We start from the raw sequence: 19,664 nt of genomic DNA on the forward strand, positions 1-19,664 counted from the left end.
AGATTTGAAAGTAAGTCATTTGAGATTGCTGAGCCAAGTTTAGGGTTTTCTCAAAACCCAAGCAGTATTGAACTGAAGAGTTTGATCATGGCTCAGATTGAACGCTGGCGGCAGGCCTAACACATGCAAGTCGAGCGGATGAGAAGAGCTTGCTCTTCGATTCAGCGGCGGACGGGTGAGTAATACCTAGGAATCTGCCTGGTAGTGGGGGACAACGTTTCGAAAGGAACGCTAATACCGCATACGTCCTACGGGAGAAAGCAGGGGACCTTCGGGCCTTGCGCTATCAGATGAGCCTAGGTCGGATTAGCTAGTTGGTGAGGTAATGGCTCACCAAGGCGACGATCCGTAACTGGTCTGAGAGGATGATCAGTCACACTGGAACTGAGACACGGTCCAGACTCCTACGGGAGGCAGCAGTGGGGAATATTGGACAATGGGCGAAAGCCTGATCCAGCCATGCCGCGTGTGTGAAGAAGGTCTTCGGATTGTAAAGCACTTTAAGTTGGGAGGAAGGGTACTTACCTAATACGTGAGTATTTTGACGTTACCGACAGAATAAGCACCGGCTAACTCTGTGCCAGCAGCCGCGGTAATACAGAGGGTGCAAGCGTTAATCGGAATTACTGGGCGTAAAGCGCGCGTAGGTGGTTCGTTAAGTTGGATGTGAAATCCCCGGGCTCAACCTGGGAACTGCATCCAAAACTGGCGAGCTAGAGTAGGGCAGAGGGTGGTGGAATTTCCTGTGTAGCGGTGAAATGCGTAGATATAGGAAGGAACACCAGTGGCGAAGGCGACCACCTGGGCTCATACTGACACTGAGGTGCGAAAGCGTGGGGAGCAAACAGGATTAGATACCCTGGTAGTCCACGCCGTAAACGATGTCAACTAGCCGTTGGAATCCTTGAGATTTTAGTGGCGCAGCTAACGCATTAAGTTGACCGCCTGGGGAGTACGGCCGCAAGGTTAAAACTCAAATGAATTGACGGGGGCCCGCACAAGCGGTGGAGCATGTGGTTTAATTCGAAGCAACGCGAAGAACCTTACCAGGCCTTGACATGCAGAGAACTTTCCAGAGATGGATTGGTGCCTTCGGGAACTCTGACACAGGTGCTGCATGGCTGTCGTCAGCTCGTGTCGTGAGATGTTGGGTTAAGTCCCGTAACGAGCGCAACCCTTGTCCTTAGTTACCAGCACGTTATGGTGGGCACTCTAAGGAGACTGCCGGTGACAAACCGGAGGAAGGTGGGGATGACGTCAAGTCATCATGGCCCTTACGGCCTGGGCTACACACGTGCTACAATGGTCGGTACAGAGGGTTGCCAAGCCGCGAGGTGGAGCTAATCTCACAAAACCGATCGTAGTCCGGATCGCAGTCTGCAACTCGACTGCGTGAAGTCGGAATCGCTAGTAATCGCGAATCAGAATGTCGCGGTGAATACGTTCCCGGGCCTTGTACACACCGCCCGTCACACCATGGGAGTGGGTTGCACCAGAAGTAGCTAGTCTAACCTTCGGGAGGACGGTTACCACGGTGTGATTCATGACTGGGGTGAAGTCGTAACAAGGTAGCCGTAGGGGAACCTGCGGCTGGATCACCTCCTTAATCGACAGACATCAGCTGTCTTATGAGCTCCCACACGAATTGCTTGATTCATTGAAGAAGACGATTGGGTCTGTAGCTCAGTTGGTTAGAGCGCACCCCTGATAAGGGTGAGGTCGGCAGTTCGAATCTGCCCAGACCCACCAATTACATGTGGTGCAGCCTGTAGCAATACGGGGCCATAGCTCAGCTGGGAGAGCGCCTGCCTTGCACGCAGGAGGTCAGCGGTTCGATCCCGCTTGGCTCCACCACCTTACGTCAAAGCTTAGAAATGAATATTCGGATCGAATATTGATTTCTGAACTTTTTCAGAATCGTTCTTTAAAAATTTGGGTATGTGATAGAAAGATAGACTGGACAGCACTTTCACTGGTGTGTGTTCAGGCTAAGGTAAAATTTGTGAGTCATTACAAATTTTCGGCGAATGTTGTCTTCACAGTATAACCAGATTGCTTGGGGTTATATGGTCAAGTGAAGAAGCGCATACGGTGGATGCCTTGGCAGTCAGAGGCGATGAAAGACGTGGTAGCCTGCGATAAGCTTCGGGGAGTCGGCAAACAGACTTTGATCCGGAGATCTCTGAATGGGGGAACCCACTCAGCATAAGCTGAGTATCTTGTACTGAATACATAGGTGCAAGAGGCGAACCAGGGGAACTGAAACATCTAAGTACCCTGAGGAAAAGAAATCAACCGAGATTCCCTTAGTAGTGGCGAGCGAACGGGGACTAGCCCTTAAGTGGCTTTGAGATTAGCGGAACGCTCTGGAAAGTGCGGCCATAGTGGGTGATAGCCCTGTACGCGAAAATCTCTTAGTCATGAAATCGAGTAGGACGGAGCACGAGAAACTTTGTCTGAATATGGGGGGACCATCCTCCAAGGCTAAATACTACTGACTGACCGATAGTGAACCAGTACCGTGAGGGAAAGGCGAAAAGAACCCCGGAGAGGGGAGTGAAATAGAACCTGAAACCGTATGCGTACAAGCAGTGGGAGCCTACTTGTTAGGTGACTGCGTACCTTTTGTATAATGGGTCAGCGACTTATATTCAGTGGCGAGCTTAACCGAATAGGGGAGGCGTAGCGAAAGCGAGTCTTAATAGGGCGTTTAGTCGCTGGGTATAGACCCGAAACCGGGCGATCTATCCATGGGCAGGTTGAAGGTTAGGTAACACTGACTGGAGGACCGAACCGACTACCGTTGAAAAGTTAGCGGATGACCTGTGGATCGGAGTGAAAGGCTAATCAAGCTCGGAGATAGCTGGTTCTCCTCGAAAGCTATTTAGGTAGCGCCTCATGTATCACTGTAGGGGGTAGAGCACTGTTTCGGCTAGGGGGTCATCCCGACTTACCAAACCGATGCAAACTCCGAATACCTACAAGTGCCGAGCATGGGAGACACACGGCGGGTGCTAACGTCCGTCGTGAAAAGGGAAACAACCCAGACCGTCAGCTAAGGTCCCAAAGTTATGGTTAAGTGGGAAACGATGTGGGAAGGCTTAGACAGCTAGGAGGTTGGCTTAGAAGCAGCCACCCTTTAAAGAAAGCGTAATAGCTCACTAGTCGAGTCGGCCTGCGCGGAAGATGTAACGGGGCTCAAACCATACACCGAAGCTACGGGTATCACTTAGGTGATGCGGTAGAGGAGCGTTCTGTAAGCCTGTGAAGGTGAGTTGAGAAGCTTGCTGGAGGTATCAGAAGTGCGAATGCTGACATGAGTAACGACAATGGGAGTGAAAAACTCCCACGCCGAAAGACCAAGGTTTCCTGCGCAACGTTAATCGACGCAGGGTTAGTCGGTCCCTAAGGCGAGGCTGAAAAGCGTAGTCGATGGAAAACAGGTTAATATTCCTGTACTTCTAGTTATTGCGATGGAGGGACGGAGAAGGCTAGGCCAGCTTGGCGTTGGTTGTCCAAGTTTAAGGTGGTAGGCTGAGATCTTAGGTAAATCCGGGATCTTAAGGCCGAGAGCTGATGACGAGTTGCCTTTAGGCGACGAAGTGGTTGATGCCATGCTTCCAAGAAAAGCTTCTAAGCTTCAGATAACTAGGAACCGTACCCCAAACCGACACAGGTGGTTGGGTAGAGAATACCAAGGCGCTTGAGAGAACTCGGGTGAAGGAACTAGGCAAAATGGCACCGTAACTTCGGGAGAAGGTGCGCCGGTGAGGGTGAAGGACTTGCTCCGTAAGCCCATGCCGGTCGAAGATACCAGGCCGCTGCGACTGTTTATTAAAAACACAGCACTCTGCAAACACGAAAGTGGACGTATAGGGTGTGACGCCTGCCCGGTGCCGGAAGGTTAATTGATGGGGTTAGCTAACGCGAAGCTCTTGATCGAAGCCCCGGTAAACGGCGGCCGTAACTATAACGGTCCTAAGGTAGCGAAATTCCTTGTCGGGTAAGTTCCGACCTGCACGAATGGCGTAACGATGGCGGCGCTGTCTCCACCCGAGACTCAGTGAAATTGAAATCGCTGTGAAGATGCAGTGTATCCGCGGCTAGACGGAAAGACCCCGTGAACCTTTACTATAGCTTTGCACTGGACTTTGAATTTGCTTGTGTAGGATAGGTGGGAGGCTTTGAAGCGTGGACGCCAGTTCGCGTGGAGCCATCCTTGAAATACCACCCTGGCAACTTTGAGGTTCTAACTCAGGTCCGTTATCCGGATCGAGGACAGTGTATGGTGGGTAGTTTGACTGGGGCGGTCTCCTCCTAAAGAGTAACGGAGGAGTACGAAGGTGCGCTCAGACCGGTCGGAAATCGGTCGTAGAGTATAAAGGCAAAAGCGCGCTTGACTGCGAGACAGACACGTCGAGCAGGTACGAAAGTAGGTCTTAGTGATCCGGTGGTTCTGTATGGAAGGGCCATCGCTCAACGGATAAAAGGTACTCCGGGGATAACAGGCTGATACCGCCCAAGAGTTCATATCGACGGCGGTGTTTGGCACCTCGATGTCGGCTCATCACATCCTGGGGCTGAAGCCGGTCCCAAGGGTATGGCTGTTCGCCATTTAAAGTGGTACGCGAGCTGGGTTTAGAACGTCGTGAGACAGTTCGGTCCCTATCTGCCGTGGACGTTTGAGATTTGAGAGGGGCTGCTCCTAGTACGAGAGGACCGGAGTGGACGAACCTCTGGTGTTCCGGTTGTCACGCCAGTGGCATTGCCGGGTAGCTATGTTCGGAAGAGATAACCGCTGAAAGCATCTAAGCGGGAAACTTGCCTCAAGATGAGATCTCACTGGAGCCTTGAGCTCCCTGAAGGGCCGTCGAAGACTACGACGTTGATAGGTTGGGTGTGTAAGCGCTGTGAGGCGTTGAGCTAACCAATACTAATTGCCCGTGAGGCTTGACCATATAACACCCAAGCAATTTGCGTCGAATGACCAGATTGCGGTGTTGTGAAGACTGCAAAGCCGAGAATTTGTAACTCACAAAACATCACATACCCGATTCGCTGGAGTGTCTTAAACAAGACCTTCTGGCAACAGAATTTCTTGACGACCATAGAGCATTGGAACCACCTGATCCCATCCCGAACTCAGCAGTGAAACGATGCATCGCCGATGGTAGTGTGGGGTTTCCCCATGTGAGAGTAGGTCATCGTCAAGATTAAATTCCGAAACCCCTATCTGCATACGCAGGTAGGGGTTTTGTCTTTCTGGCTGTTGCACAACACAGTCAGGCTCCCCGAGCATGATAAGGTTTCCCCCTGCCCGCACAGCCTCAAGGATGCCCAATGCCGCACGCAAACCCACTCATACCAGGTTTCATGGTGGTTCACGGCAACCGCCTGGATGAACTGCGCAGCCTGGTGGTGAGCTGGATGCGGCGTTACCCGCTGGCACCGTTGGAAAACGAAATCGCCCTGGTGCAAAGCAACGGCATCGCCCAGTGGCTGAAGCTGGCCTTGGCCGAAGACCCTCAAGACGACGATCAAGGCGGCTGCGGTATCGCCGCCGCAGTCGAGGTGCAGCTGCCCGGCAGTTTCATGTGGCAGCTGTACCGCAAGGTGCTGGGCCGCGAAGAAATCCCCGAGGTATCGCTGCTCGACAAGGCGCCGCTGACCTGGCGTTTGATGCGCCTGCTGCCGGAGGTCATCGACAAACCGCACTTCGAGCCCTTGCAGCGCTTTCTCACCGACGACAACGACCTGCGCAAGCGCTACCAGTTGGCCGAACGCCTGGCCGACCTGTTCGACCAATATCAGGTGTATCGTGCCGACTGGCTCAAGGACTGGGCAGCCGGTCGCCATGTGCTCAATACCGCCCGTGGCGAATCAAAACCACTGCCGCCCGCCAACTGCTGGCAGGCCGAATTGTGGCGCGCCTTGCTGCTGGATGTCGGAGAAGAGGGCATGGCCCAGAGCCGCGCCGGTGTCCATCAACGCTTCATCGAGCGCATCAACAGCCTGGAGCAGGCACCGCCTGGCTTACCGTCACGGGTTATCGTTTTCGGCATTTCCTCGCTGCCCGCCCAGGCGCTGGAAGCGCTGGCCGGCCTGGCTCGTTTCAGCCAGGTGCTGCTCTGCGTGCACAACCCCTGCCGTCATCACTGGGCCGACATCGTTGCCGACAAGGACCTGCTACGTCATCAATACAAGCGCCAGCAGCGCAAGCAGGGCATGCCCAGCCTGATCGACGCCGAAACCCTGCACCAGCACGCTCATCCCTTGTTGGCCGCCTGGGGCAAGCAGGGCCGCGACTACATCAACCTGCTCGACAGCTATGACGACCCTGGCAGTTATCGCGCAGCCTTCAGCGACGGGCGCATCGACCTGTTCAGCGACAACGAGCCCAAGAGCCTGCTCAACCAGTTGCAGGACGACATTCTTGAATTGCGTCCGCTGGCTGAAACCCGCGAGCGTTGGCCAGACGTCGACCCAGGCAAAGATCGCTCGGTACGTTTCCATGTCGGCCACAGCCCGCAGCGTGAAGTGGAAATCCTCCACGACCAGTTGCTCGCCCGTTTCAGTGCCGACCCGACGCTGCGCCCCCGTGACATCATCGTCATGCTCCCGGACATCAATACCTATGCGCCGCACATCCGCGCCGTGTTCGGCCAGCTGGACCGCAACGACCCGCGCTTCATCCCCTTCACCCTGACCGACCAGGGCCAGCGTGGTCGCGACCCGCTGCTGATTGCCCTGGAACACCTGCTGAAGTTGCCCGACAGCCGTTTCGCGGTCAGCGAGATCCTCGACCTGCTGGATGTGCCCGCCTTGCGTGCGCGCTTTGCCATCAAGGAAAGCGACCTGCCAACCCTGCACCGCTGGATCGAAGGCGCCGGTATCCGCTGGGGGCTGAACGCCGAGCAACGCGCCGGCCTCGGCTTGCCGGCAAACCTCGAACAGAACAGTTGGCGATTCGGCTTGCGACGCATGCTGCTGGGGTACGCCGTCGGTGTCGGTGAAGGGTGTGATGGTATCGAGCCATTCGATGAAATCGGCGGCCTGGATGCTGCCTTGATCGGCCCGCTGGTGGCCTTGCTCGACGCTCTGGAAATCGCCCACGAACAACTGTCTCAAGCGGCAACGGCGGCCGAGTGGGGTGAGCGCCTGCATGCCTTGCTGCAAGTGTTCTTCTTCGCAGAAACCGAGCATGACGACTATCTGCTGGTGCAACTGCAGACCTTGCGTGAAACCTGGTTGCAGACCTGTGAATCAGTCGGCCTGCAAGACTTGCTGCCGCTCACCGTGGTGCGTGAAGCCTGGTTGGCCGGGCTCGACCAGGGCCGCTTGTCCCAGCGCTTTCTTGCCGGTTCAGTGAACTTCTGCACCCTGATGCCGATGCGCGCGATCCCGTTCAAGGTGGTCTGCCTGTTGGGCATGAACGATGGCGACTATCCTCGTGCGCAACCGCCGCTGGACTTCGACCTGATGGGCAGTGACTACCGTCCGGGTGATCGTTCGCGGCGTGAGGACGACCGTTACCTGTTGCTCGAAGCGCTGCTTTCGGCCCGTGACCAGCTGTACGTCAGCTGGGTCGGGCGCAGCATCCGCGACAACAGCGAACGCCCGGCCTCGGTGCTGATCGGCCAGTTGCGCGACCACCTGGCTGGCGGTTGGCGTCTGGCCGGCGCTGCCGCTGGCGGCAAGCTCAATGCCGGTGAGCAGTTGCTGCATGCCCTGACCGTGGAGCATCCATTGCAGCCCTTCAGTGCGCGCTACTTCCACAAAGGCAGCGGCCTGTTCAGTTATGCCCGCGAGTGGCGCACGCTGCATCTGCCTGACGAACAACAGCTCAAGCCAGAGGATGAGCTGCCGCCGTACAGCAGCGATGAACCGCTGACCCTGACCTTGCTGCAGGATTTTCTCCGCCATCCGCTTCGGCACTTTTTCAGCCAACGCTTGAAAGTGTTCTTCGAGTCGGTGGAAGCGCCGTTGACCGATGAAGAGCCGTTTGTGCTCGATGCCCTGCAGCGCTACAGCCTGAGCGAAAGCCTGCTGGCCGCAGCCCTGGCCGACCCGCAAGACAGCGAGCGGGCACTGACCACCCAGGCCCGGCGTTTGCAGGGCTACGGGTTGTTGCCGCTGGCAGGCTTCGGAGATTGCCTGCAGGCCGAACTGATCGAGCCGTTGCCCGGCGTGCTGCAGCGTTATCAACAGTTGCTGCAGCAATGGCCGATGCCTGTGGACAACGCCCTGCCAATCCGTTTCGAGTACCGCCAGCTCAAGCTCGAAGGTTGGTTGGGCCGGGTCTATCAGCGTGAAGATGATTCGCTGCTGAGCATCACGACCTTGCCCAACGGCATCAGCAATGGCCGCACCCTCAAATGGCACCGTCTGACGCCGACCTGGGTCATGCACCTGGCGGCCTGTGCGGTTGGCCTGAAGCTGCATAGCGCGGTGGTCGCCACCGACATCACCCTATTGCTCGCGCCCCTGGAGCAGGCCCGCGCCGCCGAGCTGCTGGGTGATCTGTTGCTGGCCCGCCAGGCCGGTATGAATGCGCCCCTGCCGGTAGCCGTCAAGACCGCCTTTGCCTGGCTGGCCCAGAGCGATCCAGACAAGGCCCTGGCCGCGGCGACCAAGGCTTACGACGGCGATGGCCAGAATACCTTTGGCGAGCGCAGCGAAAGCACCGCGCTGGCCCGGCAGTTCAGCGATTTCGCGGCACTCAGTGCCAGTGAAGAGTTCGAAGGCTGGTGCGAAGCCCTGTACCGCCCGATGTTCGAAGCGCCCTGGCAGACGCTGGGCAAAGAGGAGAGCGCTCGATGAGCCTTGCTGTTGCCCCAGCCCCCCTGGCCCTGACCTTTCCCCTGCACGGCAGTCAGCTGATCGAAGCCAGCGCCGGGACCGGCAAGACCTTCACCATCTCGGCGCTGTACCTGCGCCTGGTGCTTGGTCATGGCGGCGAGCAGGGCTTTGGCCGCGAACTGTTGCCACCCCAGATCCTGGTGGTGACCTTCACCGACGCCGCTACCAAGGAACTGCGGGAGCGTATCCGCACCCGCCTGGCAGAAGCCGCGCGCTACTTCCGTGGTGAATTGAGCGAAGCCGATCCCTTGCTCCAGCAACTGCGCGATGACTATCAGCCGTCGCTGCGGGCCGCCTGTGCCAACCGCCTGGACGTGGCCGCGCAGTGGATGGACGAAGCTGCGGTGTCGACCATCCACAGTTGGTGCCAGCGCATGCTGCGCGAGCATGCTTTCGACAGCGGCAGCCTGTTTACCCAGACCCTGGAAACCGACCATAGCGACCTGCTGGGCCAGGTCATGCGTGATTACTGGCGACGCTTCTGCTACAGCATGCAGGGCGATGCGCTGGCCTGGGTACGCAGCCATTGGGTCAGCCCTGAAACCTTGCTGCCCCGGGTGCGCGCGCTGTTCGGGCGCCAGCACATCGACAGCAATGAAGAAGAGCCGCAGGCGCTGATCGACGCGGTGCTGGAGCAACGCGCTGAATTGCTGCGCACACTCAAGGCGCCCTGGGCGCAATGGTCCGGCGAGTTGCTGCAGATCTGTCGTGAGGGCCTGGCCGCCAAGCAGGTCGACGGGCGCAAGATGCAGGCGCGCTACTTCGAGCCCTGGTGTGAAAAGCTCAAGGCCTGGGCCGAGGACGATCAGGCGTTGGAGCTGGACCTGGGTACCGGCTTCAGTCGCTTTACCCGCGCCGGCATGGCTGAAGCCTGGAAGGGCGAAGCGCCAAGTCACCCGGCATTGCAGGCAATGGAAGGTTTGCGTGATCAGCTCCAGGGGCTGCCCACTCCCGATGCCTGTCTGCTCGAACATGCCGCCGCCTGGGTTGGCGCACGCTTCGAACAGGAGAAACGCCGCCGCGCCGAGATGGGTTTCGACGACATGCTCCTGCGCCTCGACCATGCGCTGCATGGCGATGCTGGCGAGCGCCTGGCCGGGCTGATCCGCGAGCAGTTCCCGGTGGCACTGATCGATGAATTCCAGGACACCGACCCGGTGCAGTACCGGATCTTCCAGCGCATCTACCGGATTGAAGAGAACGTTCGCGACACCGGCCTGTTCCTGATCGGCGACCCCAAGCAGGCGATCTATGCCTTCCGCGGCGCCGACATCTTCACCTACCTGGGGGCACGACGGGCCACGGCCGGGCGCCTGCACAGCCTCGATACCAACTACCGCTCAAGCCAGGCCATGGTCACGGCGGTCAACCATGTGTTCATGCAGGCCGAAGTGCGCGAGCAGGGGCGTGGCGCCTTCCTGTTTCGCGACGGCAGCGACAACCCGGTGCCGTTTCTCGAGGTCAAGGCCAAGGGCCGTAGCGAGCAGTTGCAGGTCGATGGCTCGCCGGTACCCGCACTGAATCTCTGGCAACTGAGCAGTGAAGAGCCGGTGTCCGGCGCCGTTTATCGCCAGCAACTGGCCGCCAGCTGCGCCAGTCAGATCGTCGCCCTGCTCAATGGCGGGCAGCAGGGGCGCAGTGGTTTCGTTCAGGCTGATCAGCCACTGCGCGGCTGCCTGCCGTCGGACATCGCCATTCTGGTACGCGATGGCCGCGAGGCGCAGTTGATCCGAGCCGAGCTCGCGGCTCGCGATGTACGCAGCGTGTACCTGTCGGACAAAGACTCGGTGTTCGCCGCCCAGGAGGCCCATGACCTGCTGGCCTGGCTCAAGGCCTGCGCCGAGCCGGACGCCGAGCGCCTGCTCAAGGCCGCGCTGGCAAGCATCACCCTCAACTTGCCGCTTAGCGCCCTGGCACAATTGAACCAGGATGAGCGGGTCTGGGAGCGCTGGGTCATGCAGTTCCGCCAGTACCGGCTGATCTGGCGCAGCCAGGGGGTGTTGCCGATGCTGCGGCGCCTGCTGCACGACTTCGACCTGCCGCAGGTGTTGATCGCCCGCAGCGATGGCGAGCGGGTGCTGACCAACCTGCTGCACCTGGCCGAGCTGCTGCAACAGGCGGCTACCGAGCTCGATGGTGAGCAGGCGTTGATTCGTCATCTGGGCGAACACCTGGCCAGTTCCGGGCAGGCCGGCGAGGAGCAGATCCTGCGCCTGGAAAGCGATGAGCAACTGGTCAAGGTGGTGACCATCCACAAGTCCAAGGGCCTGGAGTATCCCTTGGTGTTCCTGCCCTTCATCTGCACCAGCAAGCCGGTGGATGGCTCGCGCTTGCCACTGGCCTGGCACGACAGCGAAGGCCAGGCACACCTGACCCTGACCCCGGATGCCGACCAGATCGCCCTGGCCGACGATGAGCGCCTGGCCGAGGACTTGCGCCTGCTGTACGTGGCCCTGACCCGCGCCCAGCATGCCTGCTGGCTTGGTGTCGCCGACCTTAAGCGTGGTACCGGCAAGACCTCGACCTTGCACCGTTCGGCCCTGGGTTACCTGTTGGGCGGCGGCAGCGCCTTGCCAGCCTCGACCCAGTTGGGCGATTGGCTGCAGGCTTTGCAATCCGGTTGCCCATCCATCGCCAGCATCGCTTTGCCAGTGCCCGATGAACAGGCCTACAGCGCCCCACGCAACCAGACCGAACTGCTGCCCGCACGCCAGCCCAAACGCCGGGCAGCGGAAAACTGGTGGATCGCTTCCTACAGCGCCTTGCGTATCGGCGAAGAGGCCATGACCCTGGCGGCCGACAGCTCCCAGGCGCAACAACTGCTTGATGACGAGCGGCCCGATCTGCAGCAGTTGCGTGAAGTCATGCCCGGCAGCGGTGATATTCATCGCTTCCCCCGTGGGCCGAACCCCGGCACCTTCCTCCACGGCCTGCTCGAATGGGCCGGGCATGAAGGTTTCGCCCAGGTCAGCGCTGCCCCCGAGCAATTGACCCGCACCGTTGGCCAGCGCTGCAACCGCCGCGACTGGACCGGCTGGATCCCGACCCTCAGCAAATGGTTGCAGCAATTGCTCGAGCAACCCATGGCCCTGGCGCCCGACAGTTCGCCGTTGTCCTTGAGCCAGTTGGACCAGTACCAGATTGAAATGGAGTTCTGGTTTGCCAGCCACAAGGTCGATGTCGGCAGGCTCGATCAACTGGTGTGCGAATACACCCATCAGGGCGTCGCACGCCTGGCCGCGCAACCGGCGCTGCTCAATGGCATGTTCAAGGGCTTTATCGACCTGGCCTTCGAACATGACGGCCGCTACTACGTGGCGGACTACAAATCCAACTGGCTCGGCCCTGATGACCAGGCCTACAGCGAACTGGCCATGGAAGGGGCAATCCTCAGCCACCGCTACGACCTGCAGTACGTGCTCTACCTGTTGGCCCTGCACCGCCAGTTGCGCGCACGGCTACCCGGTTATGACTACGACCGGCATGTCGGCGGCGCGCTGTTCATCTTCCTGCGCGGTGTCGATTCGGCATCCCGCGGCTTGTATTTCGCCAAGCCACCGCGTGAGCTGATCGAGCAGCTCGACGCCCTGTTCCGCGGTGTCAGCACCCCGCAACAACACGACCTGTTTCTCGGAGACGCACCATGAGCCGTAGCCTCGACGACCTGTTGCCGACGCCGCTGGATGCCCGCCACCTGGCGGCGTTGGAGCCGTTGGGCAAGAGCGCCGACCTGCTTGCCTTGCTTGATCGCTGGGTCGAACGGGGCTGGCTGCGTGCGCTGGATCGTGCCTTTGTGAGTTTTCTCGGCGAGCGCGACCCGGGCGGCGAACCCCTGGTGTTGCTGGCGGCGGCCCTGGCCAGCCATCAACTGGGCCATGGCCATGTGTGCCTGGACCTGGGCGAAACCCTGGCCGAACCGGATTTCGCCCTGTCGCTGCCGCCCGAAGGCGATGCCCTGGCCGGGCCGTTGCTGTTGCCATCGCAACTGCTTGAGCGCCTGGCGCTCGACACCTGGCTGCAGCAACTGAGCCGCAGTCGCCTGGTGGCCCATGGCGGCAGCGATGAAGACAGCGCGCGCCCGCTGGTGCTCAACGGCCAGCGCCTGTACCTGCGCCGTTATTGGGCCTACGAGCGGCGGATCGACAACGCCTTGCGCGAGCGCCTGCAGCAGGTCGAGCCAACCCCGGTGGACCTTTGCGCGCGGTTGGCGCAACTGTTCGACGGCGGTGCGCCCACTGGCCAGGTGGACTGGCAAAAGCTCGCTTGCGCCCTGGCTACGCGCAGCGCTTTCAGCATTATCACCGGCGGGCCGGGCACCGGCAAAACCACCACGGTGGTGCGTTTGCTGGCTTTGCTGCAAGCGCCCGCCGTCGAGGCCGGCCGCCCGCTGCGCATCCGCCTGGCAGCGCCGACCGGCAAGGCCGCCGCGCGCCTGACCGAATCCATCGGCCAGCAGGTCGAGCGCCTGGCGGTGGCCGCCGAGGTTCGTGAGAACATTCCCACCGACGTCTCCACCGTCCACCGCCTGCTCGGCAGTCGCCCGGGCTCGCGGCATTTCCGTCACCATGCCGGTAACCCACTGCCGCTGGATGTGCTGGTGGTCGACGAAGCCTCGATGATTGACCTGGAGATGATGGCCAACCTGCTTGGCGCCTTGCCACCTCACGCACGCCTGGTGCTGTTGGGCGACAAGGACCAGCTGGCCTCGGTGGAGGCCGGTGCGGTATTGGGTGACCTGTGCCGCGATGCCGAAGCCGGGCGCTATAGCCCCGAGACGCAGGCCTGGCTGGAGCAGGTCAGTGGCGAAGCCCTGGCCGCCAGCGAGCTGCTGCCTGGCAGCGCCGGGCAGTATCCCCTGGCGCAGCAAGTGGTGATGTTGCGCTACTCGCGGCGCTTCGGCGAAGGCAGTGGCATCGGCCAGCTGGCGCGCCTGGTCAACCGCCAGGATGCCGAACAGGCACGGGCCCTGCTCAACCAGAAGCAGGACGATGTGTTTGCCCTGAGCCTGCGCGGCGAGCAGGATCGCAACTTCGATCGCCTGCTGCTCGAAGGCCTGGGCCGCGGCAACGCCGGGCCCCAGGGCTATCGCAGCTACCTGCAGACCCTCCGCCAGCAGCGCCCGCCACTCGGCACGCCGGTGGAGGATCCGCGTTGGGAGACCTGGGCCATGCAGGTGCTGCAAGGCTTCGAGACCTTCCAGTTGCTCTGCGCCGTGCGCAAGGGGCCCTGGGGAGTCGAGGGCCTGAACCAGCGGGTTGGCCGGGTACTCGGCGCCGCCGGGCTGATCGACAGTGAACAGCCCTGGTATGAAGGCCGTCCGGTGCTGATGACCCGCAACGACTACGGTCTGGGCCTGATGAATGGCGATATCGGCATCGCCCTGCGCCTGCCGGACGAGCAGCATGACGGGCAGCACGTGCTGCGCGTGGCTTTCGCCCGCAACGACGGGCACGGCGGTGTGCGTTTCGTACTGCCCAGCCGTCTCAACGAAGTCGAAACGGTATTCGCCATGACCGTGCACAAGTCCCAGGGCTCGGAGTTCACCCATACTGCGCTGGTGCTGCCGGACGCCCTGAACCCGGTGTTGACCAAGGAGTTGATCTACACCGGTATCACCCGGGCCAAGACCTGCTTCAGTTTGATCGAGCCGCGCCAGGGCGTGTTCGAGGACGCGGTGCGGCGCAAGGTCAAACGGATCTCCGGGCTGATGCTGGAGCAGGTATAACCACGGCGATTCGGCCTTTTACCGGATCATCGGCGGGCTGCTGCCTCGCTGGAAAATCGGCCTCTGTGCTATCGTTGCGGCATCATCCTGCATGGTCTTAAGAGATTTCCTTCATGAATCTGGCCGCCCCGACATCGGGACGCGTGAGGAGCCTGACGCGTTCGCTGCTGACCGCATTGTTGTTGCTGTTCGCGTCGCAGGCCGGTGCCGAGGCTGGATCCACTTCGAACTTGGCCGAGCAGCGGGCCAAGGCCGTCACCCAGGTGGTGCTGGGTATCCTCAGCTATGCACGCTGGCCGGTTGAACCGGTGCAACTGCGCTTGTGCCTGATCGGCCCGACCGAATACGCCGACGACCTGGTCAAGGGCACTACCCAGGCCACCGGCCGCCCGGTACAGGTGCGCCGCTTGCTGGCCGACGACCCGCGTATCGCCAATGAATGCGATGCGATTTATATCGGCAAGCTCAGCCAGGACGAACGCGCCCGGCTGTTCACTGCAGTGAGCGGCCATCCGGTCCTGAGCATGAGCGAAGCCGACGACCCGTGCACGGTCGGCAGCCTGTTCTGCCTGCGGGTCAGCGACCGCCAGGTGGCCTTTGACGTCAACCTCGACTCGGTGGCGCGCAGCGGCGTGCGCATTCACCCCAGTGTGCTGCAGCTATCGCGGCGACGGGCGGCGCAACCATGATTGGCTTTGGCAAGGGGCGCGAGCGCCCGACCCTGCGTGCCGTCCTCGGACGCCGCCACCTGAGCGTCGCGCTGCTGGCGGTCGGCCTGGCCGGCGTTTCCCTGACCGTGCTCGGCGTATTGGCCTTGCGCGTGTACGCCAATCACAACCTGCACCTGATTGCCCGTTCGATCAACTACACCGTGGAAGCGGCGGTGGTGTTCAACGATGCCGGTGCGGCCAACGAGGCGCTGGCACTGATCGCCACCACTGAAGAGGTGGCCGATGCCAAGGTTTTCGATGATGGCGGTGTACTGTTGGCCCGCTGGCAGCGCAGTGAGAGCGGCTTTCTGGCGCAGACCGAGCAAGTGATTGCCCGCAGCCTGCTGGAAGAACCGATCATCTTGCCGGTGCTGCACCAGGGCCAGCAGGTCGGGCACATTGAACTGGTGGGCCAGGGCGGTAGCCTGGTGCGCTTCCTGCTCAGTGGCCTGGCCGGCATCCTCCTGTGCACGGCACTCAGTGCTTTTAGCGCCCTCTATCTGTCGCGGCGGATGTTTGGCGATATTGTCGGGCCTCTGCGCAGTCTGGCCAATGTCGCTCATGCCGCGCGCCGTGAACGTAGCTTCGACCGCCGCGTGCCAGCGGCGCAGATTGCCGAGCTCAATGAACTGGGCAATGACTTCAACGCCCTGCTTGACGAACTGGAGTCCTGGCAAAGCCACCTGCAAAGCGAAAATGAAAGCCTTGCCCACCAGGCCAGCCATGACAGCCTTACCGGTCTGCCGAACCGGGCGTTTTTCGAGGGCCGCCTGAGCCGCACCCTGCGCAATGCCGACAAGCACCAGGAGCATCTGGCACTGTTGTTTCTCGACAGTGATAACTTCAAGGAGGTCAACGACAGTTTTGGCCATGCTGCGGGCGATGAAGTGCTGATCAGCGTAGCCATGCGGGTGCGCGCGCAACTGCGCGAAAATGACCTGGTTGCCCGTCTGGGTGGGGACGAGTTCGCGGTGCTGCTGGCGCCGCTGCACACGCGCGAAGATGCCTTGCGCATTGCCGAGAAGATTGCCGCCAGCATGAAGTTGCCGATCCGCCTGAGCGAAGGGCGGAGCATCATTACCTCGCTGAGTATCGGCATCGCCTATTTCCCCGATGACGGCCGCAGCCCGTCAGATCTGCTCAATGCCGCCGATGCGGCGATGTATCAGGCCAAGCGCAACCTGCGCGGGCAGGGGCAAATGGCAGAGACGGAGCGCTCTGCCCATCACGTAAAAAACAGGAGCTGAACCGTGATTCACCTGAGCCAACGTCTACGTTTTCACGTTATCTGCCTGGTCCTGGCGCTGTTCGCCCTGGGCGGTTGCCAGAGCGTGCCGCCCAAGGGCCTCACTGCCGAACAGATTGCCTTGCTCAAGCAAGAGGGCTTCCAGCTCACCGATGAAGGCTGGGAGTTCGGCCTGTCGAGCAAAGTGCTGTTCGGCAGCGATGTCGACACCCTCAACGCCCAGAGCCGGAGCATTGTCGAGCGCATCGGCAAGTCGCTGCTGTCGGTGAACATCCAGAGCGTGCGGGTCGATGGCCACACCGATGCTTCGGGCCGCGCCGCTTACAACGAGCAGTTGTCCACGCGCCGGGCACAGAGCGTGGCCAAGGTGCTGATTGCGATTGGCATGCGTGCCGAGAACGTCGAAACCCGTGGCCTGGGCAGCAGCGAGCCGGTGGCCAGCAACGACACCCGCGCCGGACGCCTGGAAAACCGCCGGGTGTCGATCGTGGTCGCCTCCGACTGAATCAGTCGGCAAAGCTCATCGTGCGCGACTCGCCCATCAGCAGCGGGGTGTTGCGCTCGGTGACATTGCGGATGTAATCCCATAGCAGGGTAATCCGCTTCAGTTTCCTCAAGTCTTCGCGGCAGTACATCCAGAACTGCCGGGTAATCGCCACCTCCTCCGGCAGAATCGCCACCAGGCGCGGATCCTGCGCGGCCAGAAAACACGGCAGGATCGCCAGGCCGCGCCCCTGCTGGGCCGCGACGTACTGGGCGATCACGCTGGTGCTGCGCAGGTTGGCGCTGGCGGCCGGGATCAGGTTGGCCAGGTACAGAAGCTCGGAGCTGAAGGCCAGGTCGTCGACATAGCTGATGAACTGATGCCGGGCCAGGTCGCTGCTGCGGGTGATCGGCTCGTGGCTGTCCAGGTATTCCTGGGTGGCGTACAGGCGCAGGCGGTAGTCGCACAGCTTGCAGCATACGTACGGCCCATGTTCCGGGCGCTCCAGGGCGATGACGATGTCGGCCTCGCGCTTGGACAGGCTGATGAAGTGCGGCAGCGGCAGGATGTCCACCGAGATCGCCGGGTAGGCGTCGACGAAATGGCTCAGTTGCGGGGTGACAAAGAAGCTGCCGAAGCCCTCGGTGCAGCCCATGCGCACATGCCCCGACAGCGCCACGCCGGAGCCCGACACCTGTTCGCAGGCCATGTGCAGGGTGCTCTCGATCGACTCGGCATAGCTGAGCAGGCGCTGGCCCTCGGCGGTAAGGACAAAGCCGTTGGTCCGTGATTTTTCGAATAGCAGGGTGCCCAGTGCCACCTCCAGCGAACTGATCCGCCGCGACACGGTGGTGTAGTCGACACCCAGTCGTTTGGCCGCGCTGCTGGCCTTGCGGGTGCGCGCCACTTCGAGAAAGAACTTCAGGTCATCCCAGTTCAACGACCCCAGGGAAGTGATGTTTTTTTGCATGTTGGTCCGGCTTTTATGTGCGTTCTTATTAGATGTTTGCACATCTATACTCCAAAAAAGCCCTGGACCCAAGCGCCCGCTGTGGCTGACCCGGCGGCGTCGATCTCTCCCTAACAACAATTTCAGGAGAACGCACATGAACGCATCCCTTACTTCCGGCCAGACCAAGGTCGAGCAGGTCAAGCTGCTGATCGATGGCCAATGGGTCGAATCGAAAACCAGCGAATGGCGTGATGTGGTCAACCCGGCCACCCAACAAGTGCTGGCCCGTGTACCCTTTGCCACCGCCGAAGAAGTCGACGCCGCGATTGCCGCCGGCCAGCGTGCGTTCAAGACCTGGCGCGACACCCCGATCGGCGCGCGCATGCGCATCATGCTCAAGCTGCAGGCGCTGATCCGTGAACACTCCAAGCGCATTGCCGTGGTCCTCAGCGCCGAACAGGGCAAGACCATCGCCGACGCTGAAGGCGATATTTTCCGCGGCCTGGAAGTGGTCGAGCATGCCAGCAGCATCGGCAGCCTGCAGATGGGCGAATTCGCCGAAAACGTCGCCGGTGGCGTCGATACCTATACCCTGCGCCAGCCGATCGGCGTTTGCGCCGGTATCACCCCGTTCAACTTCCCGGCGATGATCCCGCTGTGGATGTTCCCGATGGCCATCGTCTGCGGCAACACCTTCGTGCTCAAACCGTCCGAGCAGGACCCGCTGTCGACCATGATGCTGGTGGAGCTGGCAATCGAAGCCGGTGTGCCGGCCGGCGTGCTCAACGTCGTCCATGGTGGCAAGCAGGTGGTCGATGCCCTGTGCACCCACAGCGATATCAAGGCCATCTCGTTCGTGGGTTCCACCGAAGTCGGCACCCACGTCTACAACCTGGCGAGCCAGCACGGCAAGCGTGTGCAGTCGATGATGGGGGCCAAGAACCACGCAGTGGTGCTGCCGGACGCCAACCGCACGCAAACCCTCAACGCCCTGGTCGGTGCCGGTTTCGGGGCGGCCGGTCAGCGCTGCATGGCCACCTCGGTGGCGGTGCTGGTGGGCAAGGCCCGCGAGTGGCTGCCGGAGCTCAAGGAGCTGGCCTCCAAGCTCAAGGTCAACGCCGGTAGCGAGCCGGGCACCGATGTCGGCCCGCTGATTTCCAAGCGCGCCAAGGAGCGGGTGCTGGGCCTGATCGAAAACGGCATCAAGGAAGGCGCCACGCTTGAGCTCGATGGCCGCGAGGTCAGCGTGCCGGGCTACGAGCAAGGCAACTTCGTCGGCCCGACCCTGTTCTCCGGGGTGACCACCGACATGCAGATCTACACCCAGGAAATCTTCGGCCCGGTACTGGTGGTGCTGGAAGTCGACACCCTCGACGAAGCCATCGCCCTGGTCAACCGCAACCCCTTCGGCAACGGCACCGGCCTGTTCACCCAGAGCGGCGCGGCGGCGCGCAAGTTCCAGACCGAGATCGACGTCGGCCAGGTCGGCATCAACATCCCGATTCCGGTGCCGGTACCGTTCTTCAGCTTCACCGGCTCGCGCGGCTCCAAGCTCGGCGATCTGGGCCCGTACGGCAAACAGGTGGTGCAGTTCTACACTCAGACCAAGACCGTCACCAGCCGCTGGTTCGATGATGACAGCGTCAACGATGGCGTGAACACTACCATCAGCCTGCGCTAAGGAGTTC

8 protein-coding genes, 2 tRNA genes and 3 rRNA genes are annotated in these 19,664 nt (G+C 60.9%); 12 read left to right on the top strand and 1 reads right to left on the bottom strand.

The window, feature by feature from the left end:
- Window positions 1–69 precede the first annotated feature (69 nt).
- The 11 genes from BV82_RS03870 (at window position 70) to yfiB (ending at window position 17,045) form a co-directional block, all read left to right on the top strand.
- Window positions 70–1,606: ribosomal RNA gene (locus BV82_RS03870) — 16S ribosomal RNA — on the top strand.
- Between the two features lie 66 nt (window positions 1,607–1,672).
- Window positions 1,673–1,749, top strand: a tRNA-Ile gene (locus BV82_RS03875).
- 29 nt (window positions 1,750–1,778) lie between these two features.
- A tRNA-Ala gene (locus BV82_RS03880) sits at window positions 1,779–1,854 on the top strand.
- A gap of 214 nt (window positions 1,855–2,068) precedes the next feature.
- Window positions 2,069–4,958 (top strand): 23S ribosomal RNA (locus BV82_RS03885).
- A gap of 139 nt (window positions 4,959–5,097) precedes the next feature.
- Window positions 5,098–5,213: ribosomal RNA gene (gene rrf, locus BV82_RS03890) — 5S ribosomal RNA — on the top strand.
- The 16S, 23S and 5S rRNA genes sit together here with 2 tRNA genes alongside, the layout of an rRNA operon.
- A 127-nt stretch (window positions 5,214–5,340) precedes the next feature.
- Window positions 5,341–8,820 carry an exodeoxyribonuclease V subunit gamma gene (recC, locus tag BV82_RS03895; protein ID WP_036993725.1) on the top strand — a complete coding sequence of 1,160 codons (3,480 nt, stop codon included), beginning with the start codon at window positions 5,341–5,343 and terminating at the stop codon, window positions 8,818–8,820.
- Complete coding sequence (gene recB, locus BV82_RS03900; protein ID WP_036993728.1) at window positions 8,817–12,506, top strand: exodeoxyribonuclease V subunit beta; 3,690 nt, start codon at window positions 8,817–8,819, stop codon at window positions 12,504–12,506. Before recC ends, recB begins: the two co-directional genes overlap by 4 nt.
- Entirely contained in the window at window positions 12,503–14,584 is a 2,082-nt protein-coding gene (gene recD, locus BV82_RS03905; protein WP_010226932.1) for an exodeoxyribonuclease V subunit alpha, read from the top strand. Before recB ends, recD begins: the two co-directional genes overlap by 4 nt.
- A 113-nt stretch (window positions 14,585–14,697) precedes the next feature.
- On the top strand, window positions 14,698–15,273 hold the full coding sequence (gene yfiR / locus BV82_RS03910) for a regulatory sequestration protein YfiR (protein WP_010226930.1): 576 nt from the start codon (window positions 14,698–14,700) through the stop codon (window positions 15,271–15,273).
- The gene (gene dgcN / locus BV82_RS03915) at window positions 15,270–16,541 is read left to right on the top strand and encodes a diguanylate cyclase DgcN/YfiN (protein ID WP_036993730.1); all 1,272 of its coding nucleotides are present in this window, start codon (window positions 15,270–15,272) and stop codon (window positions 16,539–16,541) included. The genes yfiR and dgcN overlap by 4 nt, the downstream gene beginning before the upstream one ends.
- A gap of 12 nt (window positions 16,542–16,553) precedes the next feature.
- Window positions 16,554–17,045, top strand: coding sequence for an outer membrane lipoprotein YfiB (gene yfiB, locus BV82_RS03920; RefSeq protein WP_026001547.1), 492 nt, complete (start codon window positions 16,554–16,556; stop codon window positions 17,043–17,045).
- Between the two features lies 1 nt (window position 17,046).
- Here the strand turns inward: yfiB and BV82_RS03925 are convergent, their stop codons facing one another.
- A complete protein-coding gene (locus BV82_RS03925) occupies window positions 17,047–17,994 on the bottom strand; it encodes a LysR family transcriptional regulator (RefSeq protein WP_010226925.1) in 948 nt (315 codons plus the stop codon).
- Window positions 17,995–18,130: 136 nt separating this feature from the next.
- Between BV82_RS03925 and BV82_RS03930 the strand changes: the two genes are divergently transcribed.
- Window positions 18,131–19,657: a CoA-acylating methylmalonate-semialdehyde dehydrogenase gene (locus tag BV82_RS03930; RefSeq protein ID WP_036993732.1), complete on the top strand. Its 1,527-nt coding sequence runs from the start codon at window positions 18,131–18,133 to the stop codon at window positions 19,655–19,657.
- The last annotated feature ends 7 nt before the right edge of the window (window positions 19,658–19,664 follow it).

This window comes from Pseudomonas donghuensis, assembly GCF_000696345.2.
In the GTDB taxonomy this organism is placed as follows: Bacteria; Pseudomonadota; Gammaproteobacteria; order Pseudomonadales; family Pseudomonadaceae; genus Aquipseudomonas; species Aquipseudomonas donghuensis.

Coding starts and splice junctions, on each gene's coding strand:
- recB (WP_036993728.1), top strand. CDS start 8,817: ATGAGCCTTGCTGTTGCCCCAGCCCCCCTGGCCCTGACCTTTCCCCTG.
- BV82_RS03930 (WP_036993732.1), top strand. CDS start 18,131: ATGAACGCATCCCTTACTTCCGGCCAGACCAAGGTCGAGCAGGTCAAG.
- dgcN (WP_036993730.1), top strand. CDS start 15,270: ATGATTGGCTTTGGCAAGGGGCGCGAGCGCCCGACCCTGCGTGCCGTC.
- recD (WP_010226932.1), top strand. CDS start 12,503: ATGAGCCGTAGCCTCGACGACCTGTTGCCGACGCCGCTGGATGCCCGC.
- yfiR (WP_010226930.1), top strand. CDS start 14,698: ATGAATCTGGCCGCCCCGACATCGGGACGCGTGAGGAGCCTGACGCGT.
- BV82_RS03925 (WP_010226925.1), bottom strand. CDS start 17,994: ATGCAAAAAAACATCACTTCCCTGGGGTCGTTGAACTGGGATGACCTG.
- recC (WP_036993725.1), top strand. CDS start 5,341: ATGCCGCACGCAAACCCACTCATACCAGGTTTCATGGTGGTTCACGGC.